Source organism: Pseudomonas sp. P4_C1 (genome assembly GCF_056402155.1).
This window is the reverse complement of the sequence record NZ_JBFUHY010000028.1, coordinates 24,006-44,881: the sequence shown is the minus strand read 5'-3', so window position 1 is coordinate 44,881 and position 20,876 is coordinate 24,006. Positions and strand designations below refer to the sequence as shown.

General features: G+C 61.3%; 14 protein-coding genes and 1 tRNA gene. 5 read left to right on the top strand and 10 right to left on the bottom strand.

Going from position 1 to position 20,876, the window contains the following annotated elements; genetic code table 11:
- Positions 1-56: 56 nt before the first annotated feature.
- From AC1DU9_RS16980 to AC1DU9_RS16965, 4 genes are all read left to right on the top strand, one after another.
- Entirely contained in the window at positions 57-1,124 is a 1,068-nt protein-coding gene (locus AC1DU9_RS16980; RefSeq protein WP_457265901.1) for an alpha/beta fold hydrolase, read from the top strand.
- A 238-nt stretch (positions 1,125-1,362) separates the two neighbouring features.
- On the top strand, positions 1,363-2,841 hold the full coding sequence (locus AC1DU9_RS16975) for a DUF1254 domain-containing protein (RefSeq protein WP_477810510.1): 1,479 nt from the start codon (positions 1,363-1,365) through the stop codon (positions 2,839-2,841).
- A 225-nt stretch (positions 2,842-3,066) separates the two neighbouring features.
- Positions 3,067-3,720, top strand: coding sequence for a hydrolase (locus AC1DU9_RS16970; protein ID WP_223457974.1), 654 nt, complete (start codon positions 3,067-3,069; stop codon positions 3,718-3,720).
- Between the two features lie 177 nt (positions 3,721-3,897).
- Complete coding sequence (locus AC1DU9_RS16965) at positions 3,898-5,226, top strand: OprD family porin (protein WP_223457976.1); 1,329 nt, start codon at positions 3,898-3,900, stop codon at positions 5,224-5,226.
- An 8-nt stretch (positions 5,227-5,234) separates the two neighbouring features.
- Here AC1DU9_RS16965 and AC1DU9_RS16960 read toward each other — a convergent pair.
- The 7 genes from AC1DU9_RS16960 to fdnG form a co-directional block, all read right to left on the bottom strand.
- Positions 5,235-5,330 (bottom strand) — tRNA-Sec (locus AC1DU9_RS16960).
- 19 nt (positions 5,331-5,349) lie between these two features.
- A complete protein-coding gene (gene selB / locus AC1DU9_RS16955) occupies positions 5,350-7,257 on the bottom strand; it encodes a selenocysteine-specific translation elongation factor (RefSeq protein WP_477810509.1) in 1,908 nt (635 codons plus the stop codon).
- Entirely contained in the window at positions 7,254-8,684 is a 1,431-nt protein-coding gene (gene selA, locus AC1DU9_RS16950) for an L-seryl-tRNA(Sec) selenium transferase (RefSeq protein ID WP_477810508.1), read from the bottom strand. The genes selB and selA overlap by 4 nt, the downstream gene beginning before the upstream one ends.
- 51 nt (positions 8,685-8,735) lie before the next feature.
- Positions 8,736-9,662 carry a formate dehydrogenase accessory protein FdhE gene (gene fdhE, locus AC1DU9_RS16945; RefSeq protein WP_477810507.1) on the bottom strand — a complete coding sequence of 309 codons (927 nt, stop codon included), beginning with the start codon at positions 9,660-9,662 and terminating at the stop codon, positions 8,736-8,738.
- A gap of 3 nt (positions 9,663-9,665) precedes the next feature.
- Positions 9,666-10,331 carry a formate dehydrogenase subunit gamma gene (locus AC1DU9_RS16940; RefSeq protein WP_223457984.1) on the bottom strand — a complete coding sequence of 222 codons (666 nt, stop codon included), beginning with the start codon at positions 10,329-10,331 and terminating at the stop codon, positions 9,666-9,668.
- Positions 10,328-11,263, bottom strand: a complete 936-nt coding sequence (fdxH, locus tag AC1DU9_RS16935; protein WP_108215531.1) for a formate dehydrogenase subunit beta — start codon at positions 11,261-11,263, stop codon at positions 10,328-10,330. Before fdxH ends, AC1DU9_RS16940 begins: the two co-directional genes overlap by 4 nt.
- Complete coding sequence (gene fdnG / locus AC1DU9_RS16930; protein ID WP_477810506.1) at positions 11,264-14,329, bottom strand: formate dehydrogenase-N subunit alpha; 3,066 nt, start codon at positions 14,327-14,329, stop codon at positions 11,264-11,266.
- A 298-nt stretch (positions 14,330-14,627) separates the two neighbouring features.
- On the opposite strand from fdnG, the gene AC1DU9_RS16925 reads away from it, so the two are divergent.
- Complete coding sequence (locus AC1DU9_RS16925; RefSeq protein WP_477810505.1) at positions 14,628-15,782, top strand: MalY/PatB family protein; 1,155 nt, start codon at positions 14,628-14,630, stop codon at positions 15,780-15,782.
- Between the two features lie 98 nt (positions 15,783-15,880).
- Here the strand turns inward: AC1DU9_RS16925 and AC1DU9_RS16920 are convergent, their stop codons facing one another.
- The 3 genes from AC1DU9_RS16920 to AC1DU9_RS16910 form a co-directional block, all read right to left on the bottom strand.
- Positions 15,881-16,783 (bottom strand): zeta toxin family protein, encoded by a 903-nt coding sequence (locus AC1DU9_RS16920; RefSeq protein WP_477810504.1) that lies wholly within the window; start codon positions 16,781-16,783, stop codon positions 15,881-15,883.
- Between the two features lie 125 nt (positions 16,784-16,908).
- Entirely contained in the window at positions 16,909-19,188 is a 2,280-nt protein-coding gene (locus AC1DU9_RS16915; protein WP_477810503.1) for an ATP-dependent DNA helicase, read from the bottom strand.
- Positions 19,185-20,852: a VRR-NUC domain-containing protein gene (locus AC1DU9_RS16910; RefSeq protein WP_223457995.1), complete on the bottom strand. Its 1,668-nt coding sequence runs from the start codon at positions 20,850-20,852 to the stop codon at positions 19,185-19,187. The genes AC1DU9_RS16915 and AC1DU9_RS16910 overlap by 4 nt, the downstream gene beginning before the upstream one ends.
- Between the last annotated feature and the right edge of the window lie 24 nt (positions 20,853-20,876).

The window sequence follows — 20,876 nt, the reverse complement described above, 5'->3', positions numbered from 1 at the left end:
GGTTTGCAGGGGCACAGACCGGACCCCTGACCCATGGCTGGTAATGGAGACATCCCATGAAGATGGCATTGCGCAACAGCAACACCGGCAACACTCGCCGCCACCTGGTCGGCCCTTCGATCCTTGCGCTGACCCTGTTCGGCGCTCTTGGCGCAGCTCACGCGCAAACGGCCGCCACCACGCAGCCAGCGGCGACCCCGGCCGCTACCACGCAGGTGGCGCCCTTGCCCTTCGGCCCGCTCAAGCATGTCAACGCCGGACTGCTGAATGTGGCGTACGCCGAAACTGGCCCGACCAACGGCCCGGTGGTGATCCTGCTCCACGGCTGGCCGTACGACATTCACAGCTATGACGAGGTCGCGCCGTTGTTGGCCGCTAAGGGCTATCGGGTGCTGATGCCCTATGCGCGCGGCTATGGCGATACGCGTTTCCTGTCCGTAGAAACCCAGCGCAACGGCCAGCCGGCTGCGCTGGCCAGTGATGTCATCGATTTCATGGACGCCCTGAAGATCAAACAAGCGGTGCTCGGTGGCTATGACTGGGGTGCGCGTTCGGCCGATATTGTCTCGGCGCTGTGGCCGGAGCGGGTCAAGGCACTGGTCTCGGTCAGCGGTTATCTGATCGGCAATCAGGCAGCCGGCAAGAACCCGCTGCCACCCAAGGCGGAATTGCAGTGGTGGTATCAGTTCTACTTCGCCACTGACCGTGGTCGCGCCGGTTACGAGAGAAACACCCACGACTTCGCCAAGCTGATCTGGCAACTGGCTTCGCCGAAATGGGCGTTCGATGACGCCACCTTCGACCGCAGCGCCAGGGCACTGGATAACCCGGACCATGTCGACATCACCGTGTTCAACTACCGCTGGCGCCTGGGCCTGGTCCAGGGCGAGAGCCGGTACGATGCGCTGGAGCAGAAACTGGCCACGGCGCCGTCCATCAGCGTGCCGACCATTACCCTGGAAGGCGATGCCAACGGCGCACCGCACCCGGCCCCCGAAGACTATGCCAAGCGGTTCACCGGTAAATACGAGTTCCGGCTGATCAACGGCGGCATCGGCCACAACCTGCCGCAGGAAGCTCCGCAGGCGTTCGCCAAGGCGGTGATCGATGCGGATCATCTTTGAGGGCTGATCCGGCATTCGCCTGCCGTTGCCCAATAACCACCTTCGTGGGCACGGTTCCTTGTAGGAGCCAGCTTGCTGGCGATGGTCGTAAACGATAACGCGTGTGAACTGGATAAACGCGGTGCACTTGAGTCCATCGCCGGCAAGCCGGCTCCTACAGGTATTGCTGCGGCAAACATGAGCTATCTTTTCAGCAACCCGCCTGCACCAGGTGACTGCTATCAAGTAAGGACGCCTTATGATCCGTTTGCCCCGGCGTCATACCCTCTTTGCCTTGACCTTGGCCAGTACGCTCGCCGCCACTCCCCTGCCGGGGGCCCAGAGCCGCGCTGTCGAAGCCACCGCCGCCAGCGCGGTCGCGGGCCCCGTCGCCGGCACCAAAGTCACTGAGCCGTACGTGCGCATGATGGCGCGCGAGGCGTATTTCTGGGGTTGGCCGATGGCCAACATCTTCAATCGGCGCCAGGCGTTCAAAGACCTGCCCGAACCCGGATTGTTGGGCGGCATCGTGCCCGTGGCCCCGATCAACCGGTTGTCGATGCTCAGCGACTACATCGACCCGGCCGAGCGGCTGGTGGCCTGTCCGAACCAGGACGTAGTGTACGGCGCCGGCAGCATCGCCCTGGACATTGAGCCGGTGGTGCTGCAAGTGCCGGACTTCGACGGCCGTTTCTGGGTGTATCAGGTGGTCGACCTGCGTTCCGACAGCTTTGCCGAACTGGGCAAAATGTATAACACCCAACCGGGTTTCTACCTGCTGGTCGGCCCGGACTGGAACGGCAAGGTGCCGCCCGGCATCAAACGTGTGTACCGGGCGCGCACCAACACCGGGTTCGTGATCCCGCGGGTATTCCTGGATGACACCGCTACCGACCGCCTGGCTGTGCAACCGGCACTGTCGGGCATCGACATGTACCCGCTGTCGCAGTACGACGGCAAGATGAAGAAGCGTGCCTGGGCCAGGCTGCCGAAATTCCCGGCCCAGGCTTCCGAAGGCAGCGCCGAAACCAAATGGGTGGTACCGGAGAGTTTCTTCGACGAACTGCCGGCCCTGCTCAAGGACGCCAAGCCCTTGCCGGGCGAAGAGGCCCGCTACGCACAAATGGCCGCCCTGGCGGCCATCGCCAAGGCCGACCCGCAACTACGGGCCGCGATGATCGACGAGGCGAAAAAGGCCGACAGCGAAGTGATCGACCCGTTGTTGCAGTTCCGCAACTATGGCCTGCAATTGCCCGATCACTGGAGCACAGTGAGCAACGGCGCAGCGTTCGGCACCGACTATTTCAGTCGTACCGCCGTGGCGCGCTCGAACATTTTCGTGAACCAGCAGAAAGAGGCCAAATACTTCTACCAGGACCTGGATGAGAACGGCCTGCGCCTTAACGGCCAGTACGGCTACAGCGTGACATTCGCCAAAGGCAAGCTGCCGCCGGTCAGGGGCTTCTGGTCGCTGACGCTGTACAACGAACAGCACTTCTTCGCCCCGAATGCCCTCAAACGCTATTCCATTGGCACCAGGAACAAGTCCCTGCAAACCAACCCTGATGGCTCGCTGACCCTTTACGTGCAAAGCGAATCACCCGGCAAGGACAAGGAAAGCAATTGGCTGCCCTCGCCCAAGGACGCCAACTTTTCGCTGTACATCCGGGCTTACTGGCCAGAGTCCGAAGCACTCAACGGCCAATGGACCCCACCGCCCGTGGTCAAAACGAACTGAACCGGATTAAACACAAATCCCTGTGGGAGCGAGCTTGCTCGCGATGGCGGCATGTCAGCCGACATCATTATTGAATGTACCGGCCTCATCGCGAGCAGGCTCGCTCCTACAGGTACGCGCCTCGCTCACTGCACACGTCGGTCAAAGACAGCACACCGATTCAATATTCCCGACCCGATCTACGTAACCATGACGTCCTCATTCACACCCCGTAAGGACCCTGTCATGGCCATTGCAAAAGCAGTTCCCGGCAAAACCCTGCTGACCCCGACCGACCACACCCTGATCATGATCGATCACCAGTCACAGATGTCCTTCGCGACCAAGTCGATCGACGCCGTGACCCTGCGCAACAACGCCGCACTGGTGGCCAAGGCAGCGCGTGGCTTCAAGGTCTCGACCATCCTCACCACCGTCGCCGAGAAGAGTTTTTCCGGGCCGATCTTCGACGAAATCAAGGCTGTGTTCCCGGAACACAACGTGATCGACCGCACCAGCATGAACACCTGGGAAGACGAGCGCATTGCCGTGGAGGTCAACGCCATCGGCAAGCAGAAGATCGTCCTCGCCGGTCTGTGGACCTCTGTTTGCATCGTCGGCCCGGCGTTGTCGGCGATCGATCAGGGCTTCGAGGTGTATGTGATTGCCGACGCCTGTGGCGACGTCAGCACCGAAGCCCATGAAATGGCCATGCAGCGCATGATCCAGATCGGCGCCCGGCCGATGACCTCGCTGCAATACCTGCTGGAACTGCAACGCGACTGGGCCCGCACCGAGACCTACGACGAAACTGTGAAAACCTCGATTGCCAACGGTGGTGCCTACGGTCTGGGCCTGATCTACGCCAAGACCATGTTTGGTGCATCCGAAGGCCATTAAGGTCCGTTGAAAAAACCAGCGACTGCAAGCGGACTCCTGTAGGAGCGAGCTTGCTCGCGATGGTCTCAAGAGCGCCGCGTTTAGCCAGTAAACACGCGTTATCGTTAACGACCATCGCGAGCAAGCTCGCTCCTACAGTGAATCATCGCAGTCGCTACCCCCTGTGGTGAGCCATTGATGACCCTCTTCCCGCAAGACTTCAGGGTGACGATTGCCCTGTGCTTCTGCCTGTTCGCTACCCACTCACTGGCCGATGAACCAGCACAAGGCGCAGAAGGATTTCTCGACGGCGCAACGCTTGGCGTACTCAGCCGAAACTTTTATCTGAACAGCGACTATCGATCCCCCTCGCCAACCGGTAAGAGCTACAAAGCCGAATGGGCTCAGGGATTTATCGGTGCTTTTACATCCGGATTCACACCAGGAACCGTCGGCTTCGGCCTCGATGCCCATGCTTTTCTGGGATTGAAACTCGATGGCGGCAAGGGCCATTCCGGGACCGGATTGCTGCCGGTGGGCAGTGACGGCCGCAGCGAAAGCGACTACTCCAGCGGTGGCGGCGCGATCAAGCTCAAGGCATCGAAGACCACCCTGGCGTTTGGCGAAATGGAGGTCGAATCCCCGGTGTTCGACACCGCGGACAAACGCCTGCAACCAGAGTACGCCACCGGTTTTCTGCTCGACAGCCGCGAAATCGACGGAATGAACCTGCAGGCCGGCCACTTCACGGCGTTCAAGAATCAGGACAGTGCGTCAGGCAAGGGCAACTTTTTCGGTTATGGCGCCAACACCGAGGCCGGCGGCATTTCGTTTGTCGGCGCCGATCTGTTTACCCAAAGTCCGGTCGGTGGCGCCCTGTACGCTTCGGAGCTGACCGACACCTGGCATCAGTACTACGGCAACCTGCACTTCAAGCAGTCCGAAGTGTTCCTCGACGCCAACCTCTATCACACCCGGGACACCGGTCAAGCGCTGGCCGGCGCCATCGACAACACGGCGTACAGCCTGTCCGGCCGATACACGCTGGGTGCCCATGGTTTCACCCTGGCCTATCAGAAGATCAACGGTGATACGCCGTTCGATTTTGTCGGTGGCGACTCCATCTACCTCGCCAACTCGATCAAGTACGCCGACTTCAACGGCGCCCGCGAACGCTCCTGGCAGGTTCGCTACGACCTGGACCTGGCCACCTTCGGGGTACCCGGCCTGAAGTTCATGGCCCGCTACGTCACCGGCGACCAGATCGACGGCACCCATGCGCCACAAGGCGGGGCCTACAACCCGTTCGACCCGGCGACCGGCACCTTCACACCGCAACAAGGTGACGGGGGCAAGCACTGGGAGCGGGACATTGACTTGAAGTACATCGTGCAATCCGGGGTGGCCAAGGACTTGTCGTTGCAACTGTCCCATGTGTCGCACCGGGCCAACGCGGCCCAGGCCGGCGATGACATCGACCGGGTGTACGTGGTCATCCAGTACCCGTTGAACTTTGGGCCGTTCTGAGTGGAAAGTGGCGGAAGGCAGCCGGAGTCGAACCTGCCCGGGAACGGATGCCGTCCCCAACCGGGTTTGAAGCCCGGCCGCGCCACCGGGCGCGATTGCCTTCCTTGAAGTCATGCCTTTGAATCAGTGTTCTGTGTGCTGGGCCAACGCACTGTCCAGGCGAATCTGCCGGCGATCACCCAAGCGTCGTGTCAGACCGATACGGTCGAAGTACTCCAGTATCTGAATGCTGCGCTTGCGCCCCAGGCCCACGGCATCACGAAACGCCGCCACCTGAATCACCGGGTTGGCGTCTGCCAGTTGCAACAGCATAGCCGCCAATCGGTGGATCATGCTGTCGGTGTAAAACAGATCGCGCACCACCTGGTGCATCAAGCCCAGGCGCGCCATTTTGCGCAGCAAATCGCGCACGTCCGCTTCCTCATGCCCCAGGTCGCGCACCCAGGGCGGGTCGAAACCGGCCTGTTCGAACAGCGGCTGCACGTGTCGCCACAGGGCTTCGTCCTCTTCGCTCAAACGCACCTGATGCCCGGGCAGATGCAACCACGGACCGCTGCTGGCGATGTCGCCGCTGGCCAGTAACTCCTCGAGCAGGGTGATAAATGTTGCGCGTTCCAGAGTGCTACCGGTAAATCGGCGCAAACGATCCCGGTCCGGCCCCATTTGATCCGGTTCGAGTTGATGCAAGCGCGCGAGTTGCTCCAGTACGGCCGCTTTCAAGGCTTCCCAACGACTGGCGCTGAACAGCAACGCGCCTTGACGGGTTTCGACCCAGCGCACGTCAGCGGGCAACACCCAGCTGCTGCGCAGTCGGTTGAACTGCCGTTCCAGGCGCTGCGGATCGAGCCCGCTGTCGCTATGGGCCAGCAATGCCGGCAAAACATCCTCCAGCTTTGCGCTGTTCACCAATGCATGCAGCTGCGCCAATCGTTCGGGGCTGCGGCGTTGCCGAGTGGGAGCAAACGGGTCGAGCACCCGGCCGCCGCCCAGGGTTCGTTGGGCACTCTGGTCGCGCAGGATCAGCGGATCGCCTTTCACCGCATGCACCGGTGTATTGAGCAACAGTTGGGCCAACATCCGCTCACCGGGCGCCAGGCTGGTGCCTTCGAGCAAGGCGACTCGCCCGGTGACGTCCTGGGTGCCGAGGTGCACGTGCACCGGTTGAAAGTGCTCGAAGGCGCGGGGTTCACCGGGGAGCAACTGCATGTCGAAGTCCAGCCGTTGGGTGGGCGCATACAAGCCGGCGGCCAGCAACCAGTGGCCGCGATGGATGTGCTCCAGGGCCAGCCGTTCGGCACTCAGGTTCAACGCCACGCGCTGGCCGGCAAAGGCATGGTCGGCGACCTGGTTTTGCGCGTGCAGGCCGCGAATGCGCACCGGTTTGCCTTGTGGCCCCAGTAGCAAGGTATCCCCCACCGCGACCCGGCCGGACAGCGCCGTACCGGTCACCACGATACCGGCCCCGGCCACGCTGAAGGCCCGATCGATCGCCAGGCGAAAACCACCTTCGGTGCTGCGTTGCGACACCTCGCGCTGGGCATCGAGCAACGCCTGGCGCAAGGTGTCGATGCCATCAAAGGTCACGCTCGACAGCGCCATCAGCGGTGCACCGGCATACGGACCGGGCGCCAGTAATGCGCCCACCTGCTCGCGAACAACCTGCACCCGGGCACCATCGACCCGGTCGCATTTGGTGATGGCCACCAGCGCCCGGGGAATGCCGAGCAGCTCGACAATCGCCAGATGCTCGCGGGTCTGCGGCATCACCCCGTCATCGGCGGCCACCACCAGCAACACAAGATCGATGCCCTGCGCTCCGGCGAGCATGTTGTGGGTGAAGCGTTCATGGCCGGGAACATCGATGAAACCGGTCAGGCCCGCTCCCGGCTCCAGCGCGGCATACAGGTAGCCGAGGTCGATGGTCATACCGCGCTCGCGCTCTTCCCGGCGCCGGTCACCCGCCTGACCGGTCAGCGCCTGGAGCAGCGCGGTTTTGCCATGGTCGATGTGCCCTGCGGTGCCGACAATCACCCTGCCCGGCCCTCCACTTGTAATTGATCGAGTTGCGCCAGCCATGCCGGCTCGTCGTCCAGTTGCCGCAGGTCCAGCCACAGGGCGTCATCGTCAATGCGCCCGAGGACCGCAATCGGTAAACCGCGCAAAGCCTGCTCAAGATTCAGCAAAGATCGCCCGCGCAAGCGCTTGGAAGTGAGTGGTCGCACACACAGCGCCGCACTGGCCAGCCGTGCCACCGGTTGGCTGCCGCTGCCGATCATGCCGAGTGCCGGCATGGCACTGACGCTCCAGCCCTCACCCAGCACCTGGGCCAGCGCTGGCCGCAATCGTTCGGCCTGGGCGAGGATATCGGCCTGTGGCCGGGTTAACAGGCGCAGGCTCGGCAAGCGCTCGGCGAGTCGGTCCGGGTTGCGGTACAAAGCCAACACCGCTTCCAGGGCCGCCAGGGTCATTTTGTCGACCCGCAGCGCACGCTTGAGCGGGTTTTTCTTGATCCTGGCGATCAACTCCTTGCGACCGACGATAAGCCCGGCTTGCGGCCCGCCAAGCAGTTTGTCGCCACTGAAGGTAACGATGTCCGCGCCATCGAGCAGCGCCTGGCGTACCGTCGGTTCGGCGGGCAAGCCCCAGCGGGTCAGGTCCAGCAGGCTGCCGCTGCCGAGGTCTTCAAGCAACGGCAGTCCATGCTGGTGGGCAATTTGCGCCAGTTCAGCCGTCGCCACACGCGTGGTGAAGCCTTGAATGCTGTAGTTGCTCGCATGCACGCGCAGGATCAATCCGCTGCGCGGGCCAATGGCGGCCTCGTAGTCGCGGGCATGGGTGCGGTTGGTGGTGCCGACCTCAACCAGCTTCACCCCGGCGCGGGCCATGATGTCGGGGATGCGAAAGGCGCCACCGATTTCAATCAGTTCGCCCCGGGAAATAATCCCTTCCTTGCGCGCGCCCAGGCTGTTGAGAGTCAGCAAGACCGCTGCGGCATTGTTATTGACCACGGTCACAGCTTCGGCGCCGGTCAGTTCGAGGATCAAGCCTTCGATCAGGTCGTCGCGGTCACCGCGCTTGCCGCTGCGCAGGTCAAATTCCAGGTTAAGCGGATAGCGGGCCGCCATTTGCACCGCCTCAATCGCCTCTTCAGGCAACAACGCCCGCCCGAGATTGGTGTGCAGCACCGTGCCAGTGAGGTTGAACACCCGGTGCACCTGGCTGCGATGCTGGGTTGTCAATCGTTCGCCGACCCTGCCCGCCAGCACTTCGGCGCTGACTTCTGCAGGTTCGAGCAATCCCTGTTGCGCCCCTTCGCGCAACTCATCCAGCAAAAGCCGCAAGGTATACAGCAAGGCGTCGCGTCCATAGCGTTCGGCCAACGGCAGGCACGCCGGGTGCCGCAACAAACTGTCGATAGAAGGTAGACGCAGAGGCTGGCTGGCACCGCGTGCAGACATCTGGCGCTCCTGAAAACGAAAGACCCTCGCGCCAGAGTGTAGACGCTGCGCTTATTCGTCTCCCGGCGCCAACAACAGATTCGGCGCCAGACGCTGATAACCGTCCTGGGTCAGACGCATGTCGAGCATCAGGCTGGACAGGTCTGCCGATAGCGCTTCGGCATCCGCATCGTTCTCCAGATAGAGCAACTTAAGATAGCTGTTGCAACCGGGGCAGACTTCGGCGCGCAAGGGTGCCTGGTTGGCGGCATGCCGATCATCTTCAAGGCTGAGGTATTCCAGGCCCTTGCTCTGCTCGCAATACACGCACTTGACCCGCACCACATGCCACTCGCAGGCGCACAGCGAACAGACCAGATAACGCAAACCATTGTACTTGCCACGATGGCGGATGACCCCGGCCATGGCCGGCGAGCCACAGGCCGGGCACTGGCTGAGGCTGTCACCGGGGGTTAGTTGCAGATTGGGCGTGCTCAACAGCCAGTGGCTCCAGGCTGTTTGCAGCGCCGCACCGAGAAACGGCACCAATGCTGCCGACACCAGCGAATACTGGCCGCTGATCAACGCCACCGCCCAGGCGCGACGCTGCCCGGCACCGGCCAGGCGCAAGGTTTGCACGGCATCGGCCACGGCAGATTGTGACGGTGCGCTATAGCGCTGCAGCAAAGCATCGAGGTAAAGCTGCCAATCGTCTTCGCGCGCCAGGCTGTCGGCCGCGAACGGCGGCAAGCCGTGTTGCTGGCACAACTCGATGCGTTGTCGGTCGAGGGGCTCGCTCAGCGGCGGGTCGTCCAGCACCTGTTGCTGCACCCGGCACAATCCGGCAATCAGGCGCAGGTAATCGGCCAGCGGGTGCCCTTCCGCCAGCGTTTCCAGGCGCAGGGCGCGCAGGCTGAACAGGTTATGCGGTGGCATGTACAGAAACGGCGGCGAACTGGCCGCCGCTTCTATTTCTCCGGGTTCGAGAATGGTTGGCAAATGTCAGCCCTTTTTGGTGATCGGTCGCTTGGGTGCTACGTCGCGGGTCTCATCTTGAGTTACTTGGCGATACCAGAGTTCGTGGTGTTTCCTGGCCCAGGCGCGGCTGACCCAGCCGTGCACCATGGCGCTGACCGAGCCCTTGATCCAGATCCCGGCATAGATGTGCACGATGATGCTCAGGATCAGCACGAAAGCGGCCAGCGCATGCAGCAAACTCGCCCAGCGGATAAGCGTGATGCCGAAGTAATCGCTGAAATACGCGCGCCAGATCACCAGGCCGCTGAACAGCAACACCAGCATGCACAGCAGTAAAGTCCAGAACAGCAACTTCTGCCCGGGGTTGTACTTGCCAATGGGCGGAACGCCCTCCTCCTGGTTCAGCATCACCCGGTCGATGCGCTTGAGCCATAGCCGATCGTTGGCGATGAAGTAGTTGGCGCGCCAGAAACGCAGCACTAATCCGAGGAACAGCAGGAACATCAATACGCCCATGAACGGATGCAGAATGCGCGTCCACGGACCGCCGCCGAACAGGTTGCTCAGCCAGAACAGCGCCGGGTGGAACAGCGCCAGCCCGGACAGCCCGGCCATGAGGAACAGAATCGCCACCAGCCAGTGATTGGTGCGCTGGTTGCTGGTATAGCGCAGGATCGTCTTGCCGCTCATGGCTTGCCCTCCCCACGGGGATCGAAGGTATGCACCGCCGGGTCGACTTCGTGCACCGAGGTATCCGGCGGGCTCGGATGTTCATCCTCTTCGACCACTTGGGGGCCGACCCGCACGTAGTGGAAGAACCCGGCCAGCACCGCCGCGCCCATGGCCAGTAGTGCCAGGGGTTTGCTCACGCCTTTCCACAGGTTGACCAAGGGGCTGATGATCGGATCGGCCGGCAAACCAGCGTACAGTTTCGGCGTATCGGCGTGGTGCAGTACGTACATCACATGGGTGCCGCCGACGCCCGCGGGGTCATACAGACCGGCGTTTTCAAAGCCACGGCTCTTGAGATCAACGATACGCTCGGCGGCATGTTCCTTCATGTCGTCCTTGGAGCCGAACACGATGGCACCGGTCGGGCAGGTTTTCACGCAGGCCGGTTCCAGCCCTACCGCCACCCGGTCCGAGCACAACGTACATTTGTAGGCCTTGTGATCCTTCTGCGAGATCCGTGGAATGTTGAACGGACAACCGGTGATGCAGTAGCCGCAGCCAATGCAGTGGTCCTGATCGAAATCGACGATGCCATTGGCGTGCTTGATGATCGCCCCCGGGCTGGGGCATGCCGCCAGGCAACCGGGCTCGGCGCAGTGCATGCAGCCGTCCTTGCGGATCAGCCATTCCAGGTTGCCGGCGTCGGTCTCGTGCTCGGTGAAGCGCATCAAGGTCCAGGTTTCTGCGGTGAGGTCCTGCGGGTTGCCGTAGGTGCCATGGTTGTGACCGACCTCGTCACGCAACTCGTTCCATTCCGAGCAGGCGACCTGGCAGGCCTTGCAGCCGATGCATTTGGTGGTGTCGATCAGCTTGGCGACTTCCTCCACGCCGCGTATCGACGGCGCGGGGGTGGTGGTGGCCGAGCGGGCAATGATGTCTTGGCTGGCCATTTAGACTTTCTCCACGTTGACCAGGAATGACTTGGATTCCGGGGTCTGGGTGTTGCCATCGCCGAGGAACGGCACCAGGGTGTTGGTCAGGTAGCCGTGACGGGTGGCGCCGGTGAAGCCCCAGTGCAAGGGGATACCGATCTGGTGAACGACCTGATTGTTGACCTGCAGCGGACGAATCCGCTTGGTCACCACCGCCACCGCTTCGATATGCCCGCGTTTGGAGCTGACCCTTACTCGGTCACCGGCAGCAATGCCCTTCTCCTTGGCCAGCACCTCGCCGATTTCGACGAATTGTTCGGGTTGGGTAACGGCGTTGATCGGGCAATGCTTGGTCCAGAAGTGGAAGTGTTCGGTCAGCCGGTAGCTGGTCGCCGCATACGGGAAGTCCTTGGCCTGCCCGAGGGTGTCCCAGACTGAATCGAAGATCCGCCCGGCCGGGTTGCTGGTCGCCTGCTTGTTGTTGGGGTGCATCGGGTTGATGCCGATGGGTGTCTCGAACGGCTCATAGTGTTCCGGGAACGGCCCTTCGTTCATCTTGTCGAGGGCGAAGAAACGCGCCACGCCTTCGGGGTTCATGATGAACGGGTTGATGCCCGCTTCCGGTGCGGCGTCGACTTTGTAGTCGGGCACGTCGGTGCCGGTCCAGACCTTGCCGTTCCACCACACCACCCGTTTGTTCGCGTCCCATGGTTTGCCTTTCGGGTCGCACGAGGCGCGGTTATAGAGGATCCGTCGATTTGCCGGCCAGGCCCAGGCCCAGCCGAGGTTCTGCTTCATCCCGAAAGGGTCGCTGTTATCGCGCCGGGCCATGTTGTTGCCCTGCTCGGTCCAGCTGCCGCAGAAAATCCAGCAACCGGATGCCGTGCTGCCATCGTCCTTGAGCTGGCCGAAGCCGGACAACTGTTGACCGGCCTTGACCACCGCACCCGAGGCGTCGGTGACATCGGCGATGGCGTAGCCGTTGAATTCCCGGGCGAGCTCTTCCGGCGTCGGGTCATCCGGTACCTTGTAGGGCCAGTCGAGCTTGAGAATCGGCTCGGCCCAGGCACCGCCGTTGGCCTGGTAACGCTTGCGCAGGCGCAAGAACAGCTCGGCCATGATTTTCACGTCGGTGCGCGCCTGCCCCGGGCCATCGGCACCCTTCCAGTGCCATTGCAGCCAGCGGCCGCTGTTGACCAGCGAACCGTTTTCTTCGGCGAAGCAGGTGGCGGGCAGGCGGATGACTTCGGTCTGGATGCTGGCCGTTTCCACGTCGTTGTAAGGCCCGACGTTGCGCCAGAACTCCGAGGTTTCGGTGGCCAGTGGGTCCATCACCACCAGCCACTTGAGTTTCGCCAGCGCCTTCATCACCCGGTTTTTGTCCGGCAAGGCGGCGATCGGGTTGAAGCCCTGGCACAGGTAGCCATTGACCTCGCCCTTGCTCATCATGTCGAACATTTTCAGGATGTCGTAGCCGGGAATGTCCAGCTTGGGCAGCCAGTCGTAACCCCAGTGATTCTCGGCGGTGGCATTGGCGCCGTACCAGGCCTTCATCAGACTGACGTGGAACTTGCCGTAGTTCTGCCAGTAGGACATCTGCCCGGGACGCAGCGGCTTGAGTGCACGTTTGGCAATGTAGGCGTTGTAATCCTGTTCGGCCTCGGCCGGCAAGGTCAGGTAACCAGGCAACAGGTTGGACAGCAAGCCCAGGTCGGTCAGGCCMTGAATATTGGAGTGCCCGCGCAGGGCGTTGACGCCCCCGCCCGGCATGCCGACGTTGCCCAGCAGCAATTGCACCATGGCCGCGCTACGGATCATCTGCGAGCCGGTTGAGTGCTGGGTCCAGCCCAGCGCGTAGAGAATCGTCATGGTTTTGCCCGGTTGCGAGCAGGTGGCGATCTCTTCCCAGATTTTCTGCATCGCGTCCACGGGCATGCCGCAGACCTGACTGGCCAGCTCCAGGGTGTAGCGGCTGTAATGCTGCTTCATCAATTGGTAGACGCAGCGTGGGTCTTGCAAGGTCGGGTCGACTTTGGCGAAACCGTCCTCGCCTATTTCGTAGCCCCAGCCGGACTTGTCGGTGTAGGTGCGCTTGCTCGCGTCGTAACCGCTGAACAACCCGTCCTCGAAACCGTAGTTGGCCTTGACGATGAACGACACGTCCGTATAGGCCCGCACGTATTCGTGCTGGATCTTGTCCTCGGTCAGCAGGTAATTGATCAGCCCGCCCATGAAGGCAATGTCGGTGCCGGTGCGGATCGGCGCGTAATAGTCGGCCACCGAGGCCGTACGGGTGAAACGCGGGTCGACCACGATCAGCCGCGCCTTGTTGTGCGCCTTGGCTTCGGTCACCCATTTGAAGCCGCACGGGTGCGCTTCTGCTGCGTTGCCGCCCATCACCAGAACCAGATTCGCGTTGGCGATATCGGTCCAGTGGTTGGTCATGGCACCACGGCCGTACGTCGGGGCAAGACTTGCCACCGTCGGGCCGTGTCAGACACGCGCCTGGTTATCGAACCCCAGCATGCCGAGACTGCGAACCACCTTGTGGGTGATGTAACCCGCTTCGTTTGACGATGCCGACGCCGCGAGAAAACCGGTGGTCAGCCAGCGGTTCACTGTTTGCCCCTTGGCGTTCTTCTCGATGAAGTTGGCGTCGCGGTCGGCCTTCATCAGGTCGGCGATACGATCGAGCGCTTCATCCCAGGAGATTCGCGTCCACTCCGTGGTGCCAGGCTTGCGCACCTGCGGGTACTGGAGACGACTGGGACTGTGAATGAAGTCCAGCAGGCCCGCGCCTTTGGGGCAAAGGGTGCCGCGGTTGACCGGGTGGTCGGCGTCGCCTTCGATGTGGATGATGTTTTGCGCGACATTCTTCGCGTCATCGCCCTGGCTGTACATGATCAACCCGCAACCGACCGAGCAATACGGACAGGTGTTGCGGGTTTCATGGGTGTGGGCGAGCTTGAAATGACGCACCTGTTCGGCAAAGGCTGTCGTCGGGGCCATGCCCAACGCGCCCAGGCTAGAGCCTGCAAGGCCGATACCGGCGACCTTGAAGAACTGACGACGGCTGAGATCCATCGTGCACTCCTGATCAGGTGGAACCCGGTACATGGCCGGGCCATTTTGAACAACCGCGGTGGTGGCAGTCTGACTGCCGACACTACAAACTGTAGTCAATGCACTAGTGCTTTGTGTGAAAACCGACCGTCGGGCAAATCCAGCGGGTCGTGAAGATCCTTGTAGGAGCGAGCCTGCTCGCGATGGTGTGTCAGTCGACATCACCGTATCTGACACWCCWTCGCGAGCAGGCTCGCTCCTACAGGGGGTTGGCGCTTATCATTGGCGCATGTTCAACCCCGCTTCTACGAGATCCCGCATGACTTTCGATTTTGATCAGGTGTTCGACCGTCACAACACCGGCAGTACAAAATGGAGCCGCTACCCGGCCGACGTATTGCCAATGTGGGTCGCCGACATGGATTTCGCCGCGCCGCCGGTGATCATCCAGGCCCTGCAAAAACGCCTGGAACACCCGATGGTCGGTTACAGCGTGGCCCGGGATGACCTGCGCGAGGCGATCGTCGCCGACCTCTGGAACAAGTACGCCTGGCGCGTCGAGCCCCAGGAGCTGATCTTCCTGCCGGGCGTCGAGTCCGGCTTCAACATGGCGCTGAAGGCCCTGGTGCAGGCGTCACAGAACGTCGTTGTGCAGGTGCCGAACTACCCGCCGCTGCGCCACGCACCCGGGCATTGGGGCCTGAACAAGGTCGAGCTGAACTTCGATGCGCAAGCCGATGGCACCTACACCACGCCGCTGGATACCTTGAGCCAGTCGCTGCAGGGCGGCGGCGCCTTGCTGCTGAGCAACCCGCATAACCCGCTGGGCAAGGCCTTCCCCCGCGCAGAGCTGCAAGCCATTGCCGACATTTGCCTTGAGCATGATGCCTGGATCATTTCCGACGAGATCCACGCCGAGTTGTGCTACGACGGGCGCCAGCACATTCCGATGGCCACATTGAGCGCGCAAGTGGCCCAGCGCACCATCACGCTGATGTCGGCGAGCAAGGCCTATAACATCGCAGGTCTCAAGACCTCGTTCATGATCATCCAGGACCGTCACCTGCGCGAGAAGGTCAACCACGCTCGTTGCGGTATGGTCGACAGCGTCAATCCGCTGGGCATGGAAGCCACCCGTGTCGCCTACAGCGAAGCGGCGCCATGGCTGGCCGAGTTGAAGGTCTACCTGCAAGGCAACCGCGATTTCCTCGCCGAGGCCGTGCGCACCCGCCTGCCGGGTATCACCATGAACCTGCCGCAAAGCACTTATCTGGCGTGGCTCGACTGCACGGCACTGGGGCTGGACAACCCGCAACAGTTCTTCCTCGAACAGGCCAAAGTTGGCTTGAGCGCCGGGCTGGACTTTGGCGATGACTGCAAGCAGTTCGTGCGCCTGAACTTCGGCTGCCCACGATCGCTGCTGGAAGAAGGCATTGCGCGAATGGAGCGCAGCTTGCGCAACCTCAAGGCCTGATACCCCCTCAGCAACAACGAAGATCCCTGTAGGAGCAAGCTCGCTCCTACAGTGCTGGGTCCAAGGACGCGGCCGCATCGATTAACCGTTACGCCAGCTTAGCGATACACGTATTTGGTGATATAGGAATACAGGTCGTTGTACACAAAATCAGGGACATGCTTTGCATGTGCACTGGTTCTCATTAGTTGCAAATGGCATTCCTTGACCATTTCATCACGCTCTTCCATCGAATAGACAGTATTCCTGAGAATTTTGTCATAGGCGCTATACGCATATGCCTGCAACTGCGAAACTTCGGACAGCTTGCCCGTGGCGTCCAGAGTGTAGGTACTGTGAGCGCGCAGCACTCGGTCGTTCAGTTTGCCCATCCCGCGCTCATACAAGAAAATTTGTGAACCGCTCACTTCCTTTGCCAGGAACTCGAACGCGACCAGAACCGCCGGAGCGTTACTGATGCTCGATTCAACCCTCGAATAGCTGACAAAACGCTCCAGTTCCTGCTTTTCCAGACTGGTGAACGCTCTTTTGATGCTGGAAATATGGGCGAACGCATGATTACAACCCACGACATGGACTTCGAGTTGGTAGCCGGGAACAAATTTTGCCAATCCGGCAAAACCAATGTCATCGAACGCGCACTCCATGATGATGTTGTATTTGTGAGTAAGCGCATTGGCGAAGATTTTCGAACCGAGTTCCCTGATAAACGCTTCTGAATGTTCGTAGGCGTGCAAGACACCGAGCTTGATCATATCGGCGTAATGCGGGWGTTTCTTTCGATATTCGGGCAGGTACAGTCGAATGTAGTTCCCGTAATTCCCGGATGGCAGCAAGCTCTTTTCCAGCAGGTAAGTCTTGCCCGAGCCCTCCACTCCCGCAGTGATCAGCAACTTTGGGATGGTTTCGGCAGTTTTGCCGGCGAAGAGCGTGGGGAAGATCTCGTCGAACGCCTGGGTCACGTCGTCTGGGGAGTAGCTGTATTGCGGTGCTTCTGACATACCTTGATTTCCTTATCAAAGAATTGGGTTGTGATATCCAGCCCCTTCAATAAAGCGTGCGTACGCCGATTGTTCAAGTCGTTGTTTAAATCAAGGTATGTATCTGTTTTTTAAGGTAAAAATCCCTACGACGCAGAGCGAAAAAACGTCGGAGCAATGGCCCACCAACGCGGCAACAACTGCTTGACCCTGTTCTCGCCAAAACGGTCGTCGATCAACATCACCACCCCTTGATCCTGCTGGGTGCGGATCACCCGTCCAGCGGCCTGCACCACTTTCTGTACGCCTGGAAACAGATAGGTGTAGTCGTAACCGGCGCCAAAAATGGCGGCCATGCGCCGTTTCAGTTGCTCGTTCACCGGATTGAGCTGCKCCAGCCCCAAGGTGGCGATAAATGCGCCGATCAGCCGGGCACCAGGCAAATCGATGCCTTCACCAAAGGCCCCGCCAAGCACCGCAAAACCGACACCCTGGCCGTCGGCGTGAAACCGATCGAGAAACTGCTGACGTTGCGCTTCGCTCATGCCTCGGGACTGCGACCACAGACTGATGTGCGGATGCTTCTCGGCGAGCAGCTGCGCCACCTGCCGCAAATAATCGAAGCTGCTGAAAAACGCCAGGTAATTGCCGGGGCGTGCGCAGAACTGTCTGGCGATCAAGTCCACGATCGGTTCGAGGGAGGACTGGCGATGCACGAACCGCGTGGAAATCTGGTCGACGATGTGCACTTGCAGTTGATCGGCATGAAACGGCGACTGGACGTCGATGCACACCGTGTCCGCCGGTGTCCCCAGTAAATCGGCGTAATAGTGCCGGGGGCTGAGGGTCGCGGAAAACAGCACCGTGCTGCGCGCGGCCGTCAGGCGCGGGCGGATGAACCCGGCGGGAACCACATTGCGCAGGCACAACTGCGAGAGGTTGCGCTGGCGCTCCAGGTCGCGCTTGCTGATGTCGAACAGGAACTGCTCATCGAACAGCTCGGCCACCCGGAAAAAATGCAGCATGTCGAAGTAAAAACCCTGAAGTGCACTGTCCAGCCCTTGAGGGTGATCGTTCAGGTAATCACCGATGCTGGCGCTGCACGACGACAATGCCTGAAGGAGCTTTTCCGGCGTCTTGTCATAGGCCTGATAAGCACCGGTTTGCGCGCCATGCAGGGCATTCCACTCGCGGTTGACCCGCTGCATCGGCTTTTTCAGCGCTTCGGGTGCGGATTTGCGCACGCCGTTGAAGGTCCCTTGATCGAGGCTGGCGCTGTACATCTGCCGACCGCGTTCCACCAGGTTATGGGCTTCGTCGACCAGCACCGCGACTTTCCAGTTGTTGGCCTGGGCCAGACCGAACAACAAGGCGCTGAAGTCGAAGTAATAGTTGTAGTCGGCGACCACCACGTCGGCCCAGCGCGCCATTTCCTGGCTCAGGTAATACGGACAGACATCGTGCGCCAGGGCGACCTCGCGCAAGGCGCACTGGTCCAGCAGGCTCAGCTGACTGGCCGCCTGCCGCGCGGCGGGCAGGCGATCGTAGAAACCCCGGGCCAATGGGCACGACTCACCGTGGCAGGCTTTGTCCGGGTGCTCGCAGGCCTTATCCCGGGCGATCATCTCCAGCACCCGCAATGGCGGCGCATCGGCGCTGGCAAGAATCACTTGCGCGGCGTCCAGGGCCAGTTTGCGTCCCGGGGTTTTCGCCGTGAGGAAGAACACTTTGTCCAGTTGCTGCGGTGCCAGCGCCTTGAGCATGGGGAACAGGGTGCCCAGGGTTTTGCCGATTCCGGTGGGTGCCTGGGCCATCAGGCAGCGCCCCGTGCTGACCGCCTTGAACACCGACTCGGCCAGATGGCGCTGCCCCGGCCGAAAGTCGGTGTGGGGAAACGCCAGACGCTGCGCCGCCAGATTGCGCCCGTCACGATGGGCGACCTCCTGTTCGGCCCATTGCAGGAACCGCGCGCAATGCAGTTCGAAGAACTGTTGCAGCTGCGCGGCCTCGAAGGGCTCGACCAGGCAGGTTTCCTTTTCGCTGACGATGTCGAAATACACCAGCGCCAGGTTGATCCGGGACAGATCCAGTTTGCGGCACATCAACCAGCCGTAGATTTTCGCCTGGGCCCAATGCAATTGACGGTGGTTGGCCGGTTGCTTGCTCAAATCGCCGCGGTAGGTCTTGACCTCTTCCAGGCAGTTTTGCCCGGGGTCGTAGCCGTCCGCCCTGCCCTTGACCGTCAAGGTTCGATACTGGCCCTCAAGGGCGACTTCGCTTTGGTAACCCTCGCTGCGCCGCGATGCCACCGTACGGTGCCCGACGATGCCCTCCAGCGCGGTGGGTGACGGTGTGAAGCGCAGATCGAGGTCGCCGGCCTTGGCGGTGAACTCACACAGCGCCCGCACCGCAATGCTGTAGCTCAAGCGCCCGGCTCCGCCCATTGCACGTAGCACACGGCAATCGGCATCTGGTGTTCGTGGCAGAATTCCAGCCAGCGCAACTGGTTGTCCTGCAGGCGATCGCCCCGGCCTTTGACTTCGATCATGCGGTAGGTCTTTTGCTGCGGCCAGAACTGGATCAGGTCCGGCATGCCGGCGCGATTGGCCTTGATGTCCAGCAACAAACGGTTGAACCAGTGCTTGAGGTGCTCGGCCGGGAGGCAATCCAGAGCTTGCTCCAGCAGTTCTTCGCTGAGCACGCTCCAGAACACGAAAGGCGACTGCACGCCCCACTTGGCGGCATAACGTTCGCGGATGGTCTGCCGGTAGCGCCCGTCGTCGAGTTCGGCCAGGCATGCCTGAAACAGTTTGGCCCGACGGCCATGAAAGTCTTCGCTGAGCAAATCCACCGGCCCGCGCTGGAACGGGTGAAAAAATGCGCCCGGCAAAGGCGCAAAAATCGCCGGCCAGCACAACAAGCCGAACAGCGAGTTGATCAGGCTGTTTTCGACGTAGTGCACCGGCGCCGAATCCTCAGCCAGATGCGCCTGAACGTAAAACTCCACCGATAACGCCGGGTCTGTCCTGGGCAATTGCAGGTCCAGACGCTGCATTTCCCGAGGCGCTGCGCGCTTGATGGGCGGCCCGCCGAGCTTGCGCTGCAGGCGTGGCAGCACACGGAGCAGCTGTTGTTGTTCGGCGGCGCTTTCCGGTGCCTGTTCGGCCTGTGCGGCCAGTTCCAGCGCCAACTCAAACTCGCCACTGCGTTCCAGCACGCGAATCAGCCGTGAACGCGCGCCCGGATAGGCACATTCGCGGTAGAGGTTCAGGGCCATGGCGAAATCCGCGATGCGTTCGCAATACTGGCCCATCTGGAACAGCAGCTTGCCGCGTCGCCGTTGCAACCATGGGTTGTCCAGCGCCAGCCCCTTGATGCGCTCGACCACCTCTTCCAGCGCTTCACCGGCCTCGAATTGTTGCTGGTACGCGTGCAGGAGGACGCAGGCATCTACGTCCTCTCGGCTGCGCAAGCCACGGGACTCGGCACAGAATTCGACTTTTTCGTAGGTATAAATGCCCAGGTCGGCCAACACAAACTCCGACCAGTCCTGGTACAGGTTGCCGAAGAACATCAGGCGCAGGCGATCGCACAACGCCATGATGGTCAGGCTGAACAAGCGCTCATCCAGCCACGGGCACCAGTCGTTGAAGCTCTGCGTCTGGGGAAATTGCACGCTCAGCGTCGGCAACCAGTCGGTTTTCTTGCCTTTGGGTTGATCGATGGCAGCGGCAAAGGCCTGGAGGACTTCGGCCTTGAGCAGCACCTCGAACAGTTCGTCGATGGCGATGGGCATTTGCCCGTCAACCCAACCCAGTTCAAGCAACGGGCCGGCGGCTGTGCCGATATCGCCGATTTCGTCGTAATGCAGCTTGCTCGCCCTGAAATGAATGCCTTTGCGCATCACCATTCTGACCAGAAGTGCCTGCGATTCACGGGGTAACCCCTTGAACGCTTGAATGAAATGCCGCTCTTCGACGCTCAACACGTCGCCAGAGCGCCGCTCAAGCCAATCAAGCACTTGCATGAAGTTGTTCAGGTAATAGAACGGATCGTCGAGGGGATTTGCAGTCACAGGGAAATAGGCCATGGCGAGCGAGTACTGGTTATGCGT

Coding starts and splice junctions, on each gene's coding strand:
- AC1DU9_RS16910 (WP_223457995.1), bottom strand. CDS start 20,852: ATGGCCTATTTCCCTGTGACTGCAAATCCCCTCGACGATCCGTTCTAT.
- AC1DU9_RS16925 (WP_477810505.1), top strand. CDS start 14,628: ATGACTTTCGATTTTGATCAGGTGTTCGACCGTCACAACACCGGCAGT.
- selA (WP_477810508.1), bottom strand. CDS start 8,684: ATGTCTGCACGCGGTGCCAGCCAGCCTCTGCGTCTACCTTCTATCGAC.
- AC1DU9_RS16940 (WP_223457984.1), bottom strand. CDS start 10,331: ATGAGCGGCAAGACGATCCTGCGCTATACCAGCAACCAGCGCACCAAT.
- fdxH (WP_108215531.1), bottom strand. CDS start 11,263: ATGGCCAGCCAAGACATCATTGCCCGCTCGGCCACCACCACCCCCGCG.
- AC1DU9_RS16965 (WP_223457976.1), top strand. CDS start 3,898: ATGACCCTCTTCCCGCAAGACTTCAGGGTGACGATTGCCCTGTGCTTC.
- AC1DU9_RS16970 (WP_223457974.1), top strand. CDS start 3,067: ATGGCCATTGCAAAAGCAGTTCCCGGCAAAACCCTGCTGACCCCGACC.
- AC1DU9_RS16980 (WP_457265901.1), top strand. CDS start 57: ATGAAGATGGCATTGCGCAACAGCAACACCGGCAACACTCGCCGCCAC.
- AC1DU9_RS16975 (WP_477810510.1), top strand. CDS start 1,363: ATGATCCGTTTGCCCCGGCGTCATACCCTCTTTGCCTTGACCTTGGCC.